This window comes from Serratia microhaemolytica (assembly GCF_004011885.1).
GTDB lineage: Bacteria > Pseudomonadota > Gammaproteobacteria > Enterobacterales > Enterobacteriaceae > Serratia_G > Serratia_G microhaemolytica.
Window position 1 is genome coordinate 118,089 of record NZ_ML137209.1, and the last position, 4,404, is coordinate 122,492.

The window sequence follows — 4,404 nt, forward strand, 5'->3', positions numbered from 1 at the left end:
AACAATAGCATTGAATTTAATACTGTTTAACCATTTACGGCTGACAGCAATCGTAGCTCCCCCTATACCGGGGGAGCTACGATGAAATAGAGGGAGTCGACCGGTAAGCCGGGTTCTGTCGTGGACAGTCATTCCTCTAGGCCAGCAATCGCTCACTGGCTCAAGCAGCCTACCCGGGTTCAGTACGGGCCGTACCATGTGAACCCCTATTTGGCCTTGCTTCGGGTGGAGTTTACCGTGCCACGGACTGTTACCAGCCGCGCGGTGCGCTCTTACCGCACCCTTTCACCCTTACCTGATCTCACTTGCGTGAGCCATCGGCGGTTTGCTCTCTGTTGCACTTGTCGTAGGCTTGCGCCCCCCAGGCGTTACCTGGCACCCTGCCCTATGAAGCCCGGACTTTCCTCCCCTTCATCTGTCTCCCGCAAGGGACGGCAACGAAGCGGCGACTGTCTGGTCAACTCCGCGCCGGATGGTAGCCGAGAGCACCGGGCAGGTCAACCGTTTTGCTGTGTTAACGCATACTGGTAGAGCGCGTTCTTCTTGACGGCGTGGATCTCTGCTGTCAACGCGGCAGCACGTTTCAGCGGCAGCTCCTGCTGTAGCAGTGCCAATGTGCGCAGTGCTTCTGGTGGCAGCACCTCGGTCGGTGCCTGATAACCCTCGACAATCAGCACCATTTCGCCACGGCGACGCATCTCATCCTGTTGCACCCATTCCAGCAGTTCAGCGACCGGCGCGCCATAGATCGACTCCCAGGTTTTGGTCAATTCACGTGCCAACACCACATGGCGCTGCGCACCCCAAACGGTGACCATATCCTGCAAACTCTCCAGCAAGCGGTGCGGCGATTCATAAAAAATCAGCGTGCGCGACTCACTCGCCAACGCCTGCAACCGGTCTTTACGCCCTTTACCTTTGGCCGGAAGAAAGCCCTCATAACAGAAACGATCAGACGGCAGACCGGCAGCACACAGCGCGGTGATCGCCGCACAAGCACCAGGCAGAGGTACCACACGAACACCTGCCGCACGGCACTGCTGCACCAAGTGATAACCCGGATCATTGATCAGTGGCGTACCCGCATCAGAAACCAGTGCGATATTCTGCCCCTGCTGCAATCTGGCCAGTAACAGCTCCGCCTTCTGTTGTTCATTATGATCATGCAGCGCGAACAGACGGGCGTTGATGGCGAAGTGTTGCAACAACAAACCGGTGTGGCGAGTGTCCTCCGCTGCAATCAGATCAACCTGCTTCAGTACCTCCAGCGCACGCAGAGTGATATCGCTTAAGTTGCCGATCGGTGTCGGCACAATATAGAGCGTTGCAGAACCGATGGCTGCGGGTTGTGGTTGCTTCATGGTTTCCATCCGGGCAAGCCGTATCGTATCAATACGGGGTAACTGCTGGCATGGCGTCGGGCGGCACTGTGGTTGCTATTGACATTATCATGGCTGTCGCTGCACGGGAGCCGCCGATACGCCGGTTGATCAATCTGGCGCTATGTTAATCCAGCATGATGACAAAAGACAGCGCTTCACACAGCGGAGATAAGGGGCAGATTTTGCGCTAACTTGTGTTAAGATGCGCGGCTATTCCTGTCGCCTGAAGCGGTTGGCAGCGGCCATTTGCCCAGTGCCGGATCTAAGTGCTGCAAACAGCAGTGGTCGGTTTGCCGCTGGGCCATTAGTGTCAATTCATCAGCGGTTACCTGCTCAGTAAGCGAAGTGGGATACCATCAACATTCATTACTAAGAGGCTGAAAGCAACGTGGCTCAATTCGTCTACACCATGCATCGTGTCGGTAAAGTTGTCCCGCCGAAACGTCATATATTGAAGAACATCTCGCTCAGTTTTTTCCCCGGTGCCAAAATTGGTGTACTGGGGCTTAATGGTGCCGGTAAATCAACCCTGCTGCGCATTATGGCCGGTATCGATACCGACATTGAGGGCGAAGCGCGCCCTCAGCCAGGGCTGAAGATTGGCTACCTGCCACAAGAGCCGCAACTCAATCTGGCACATACCGTGCGCGAATCGGTTGAAGAGGCGGTGGCCGAAGTGGTCGGCGCACTGAAACGGCTCGATGAGGTTTATGCGCTTTATGCCGAAGAGGGAGCTGATTTTGATAAATTGGCTGCTGAGCAGGGCAAACTGGAAGAGATCATCCAGGCGCATGATGGCCATAATCTGAATACCCAGCTTGAACGCGCCGCAGATGCTCTGCGTCTGCCGGAGTGGGATGCCAAGATCGCCAATCTCTCCGGGGGGGAACGTCGCCGCGTTGCGCTGTGTCGGTTACTGCTGGAAAAACCCGATATGCTGCTACTCGACGAACCGACCAACCACCTGGATGCCGAGTCTGTCGCCTGGTTAGAGCGCTTCCTGCATGAGTTCCAAGGCACCGTGGTCGCCATCACCCACGACCGTTACTTCCTGGATAACGTTGCAGGTTGGATCCTCGAACTAGACCGTGGTGAGGGTATTCCTTGGGAAGGCAACTACTCCTCTTGGCTGGAGCAGAAAGATGCCCGTCTGGCACAGGAAGCCTCTGCTGAAGCGGCACGACGGAAATCGATTGAGAAAGAGCTGGAGTGGGTACGCCAAGGGGTTAAAGGGCGCCAATCGAAAGGCAAAGCACGTCTGGCACGCTTTGAAGAGCTTAACAGCACGGAATATCAGAAACGCAACGAAACCAACGAACTGTTCATTCCACCAGGCGCACGTTTGGGCGATAAAGTGATTGAAGTCAACAATCTGTGCAAATCGTATGGTGAACGAGTGCTGATCGACAATCTCTCGTTCTCAGTACCAAAAGGGGCGATTGTTGGCATTATCGGCCCGAACGGTGCCGGTAAATCAACACTGTTCCGTATGATGTCGGGTCAGGAGCAGCCTGATTCAGGTTCGATTGTGTTGGGTGAAACAGTGAAGCTGGCTTCAGTGGATCAGTTCCGCGACAGCATGGACAACAGCAAAACGGTGTGGGAAGAGGTCTCTGGCGGCCTGGATATTATGCGTATCGGTAACACCGAAATGCCAAGCCGCGCCTATGTTGGACGCTTTAACTTCAAAGGCGTTGATCAGGGCAAACGTGTCGGCGAGCTATCTGGCGGTGAGCGTGGCCGCCTGCATCTGGCAAAACTGCTGCAAGTGGGTGGCAACGTGTTACTGCTTGATGAGCCAACCAACGATCTCGATATCGAAACCCTACGCGCCCTGGAAAACGCACTGCTCGAGTTCCCAGGGTGTGCGATGGTGATCTCACACGACCGCTGGTTCCTCGACCGTATCGCGACCCATATTCTTGATTACCAGGATGAGGGCAAGGTTGAGTTCTTTGAAGGCAACTTTAGCGAATACGAAGAGTATAAGAAGCGGACATTGGGTGCCGATGCACTCGAACCGCACCGAATTAAGTATAAGAAGATCGCCAAATAAAGGCTTACGGTATGCTGTGCTTGCCCAAATTACACACTCTCCTCGGCAAGCACAAATTATCACTAGCAGTTTGATTAACATCGCTAGCCTAACCCACTCAATCACCGAGTAGCCGCAGAAACGGCTACCCGGTGGAATAAAAAAACACAAAACCGAGGGATATTCGGCAAATTCACACCTCAATTAAGTACGGAATATCGAATAAAACAGCAAAAACCACCGATTTAGATTTAACTCTAGGATATGATGAGAAATTTATTGACTATCAACAAAAAGCAATGATATTTTCAATTTTCGATATAAATTACTCAAATGGATCAGAGGTTTTCATGTCTTACCTTGGTTATTTATCGTTAGAGGGAAAGAGTCAGGGATTAATTTCAGCGGGTTGTTCTTCGCTGGATTCAATAGGCAATCGTTACCAAGCAGCGCACAGCAACGAAATTCAGGTTTTCTCACTGTCGAATATTATCTCTAGAGAACAGAACGTTCATCACCACGCTTTTGAATTTCTTAAACCGGTGGATAAAAGCACACCGTTACTGGCTCAGGCGTTGGATAAAGCTGAACTGTTAAAAGCGACATTTAAACTGTATCGCACCAACCAACAGGGCAGTATCGAGCACTTCTTTAACATTGTCTTGACTGATGCCGTGCTGCAAGAGTTTGGTCTGCACACGCCACATACGCTTAACGAAGCGGGAACTATGCCATTCGAAAGAATATTGTTGCGCTATAAATCTATCAGTTGGGAGCATAAACTCTCCAATACCAGCGCGTACAGTTTCTGGGAAGATAGAGTGTCTTAAAGGTGCTAGCCAACCATTTTTAGCTACCAGGTTATCCTTGGATAGCGATCTACATTCTCGGCTACAACATGTAGGGCCCCGTTGCTATGTGCAGCCTGAACACAAACTGGCTGCACCAACGGCATCGACTGGAATCGAGCATTAATAAACGGCGGGT

3 protein-coding genes and 1 other RNA gene are annotated in these 4,404 nt (G+C 52.3%); 2 read left to right on the top strand and 2 right to left on the bottom strand.

The genetic code is table 11. From position 1 onward, the window contains the following. Nucleotides 1-88: 88 nt before the first annotated feature. Nucleotides 89-465, bottom strand: an RNA gene (gene rnpB, locus EOJ37_RS00475) — RNase P RNA component class A. Nucleotides 466-497: 32 nt separating this feature from the next. Further along, a complete protein-coding gene (gene rsmI, locus EOJ37_RS00480) occupies nt 498-1,361 on the bottom strand; it encodes a 16S rRNA (cytidine(1402)-2'-O)-methyltransferase (RefSeq protein ID WP_127956546.1) in 864 nt (287 codons plus the stop codon). 409 nt (nt 1,362-1,770) lie between these two features. Here rsmI and ettA point away from each other — a divergent pair, with 409 nt between their 5' ends. Continuing rightward, the gene (gene ettA, locus EOJ37_RS00485) at nt 1,771-3,438 is read left to right on the top strand and encodes an energy-dependent translational throttle protein EttA (RefSeq protein ID WP_127956548.1); all 1,668 of its coding nucleotides are present in this window, start codon (nt 1,771-1,773) and stop codon (nt 3,436-3,438) included. A gap of 329 nt (nt 3,439-3,767) precedes the next feature. Continuing rightward, the gene (locus tag EOJ37_RS00490; RefSeq protein WP_127956550.1) at nt 3,768-4,247 is read left to right on the top strand and encodes an Hcp family type VI secretion system effector; all 480 of its coding nucleotides are present in this window, start codon (nt 3,768-3,770) and stop codon (nt 4,245-4,247) included. Nucleotides 4,248-4,404: the final 157 nt, after the last annotated feature.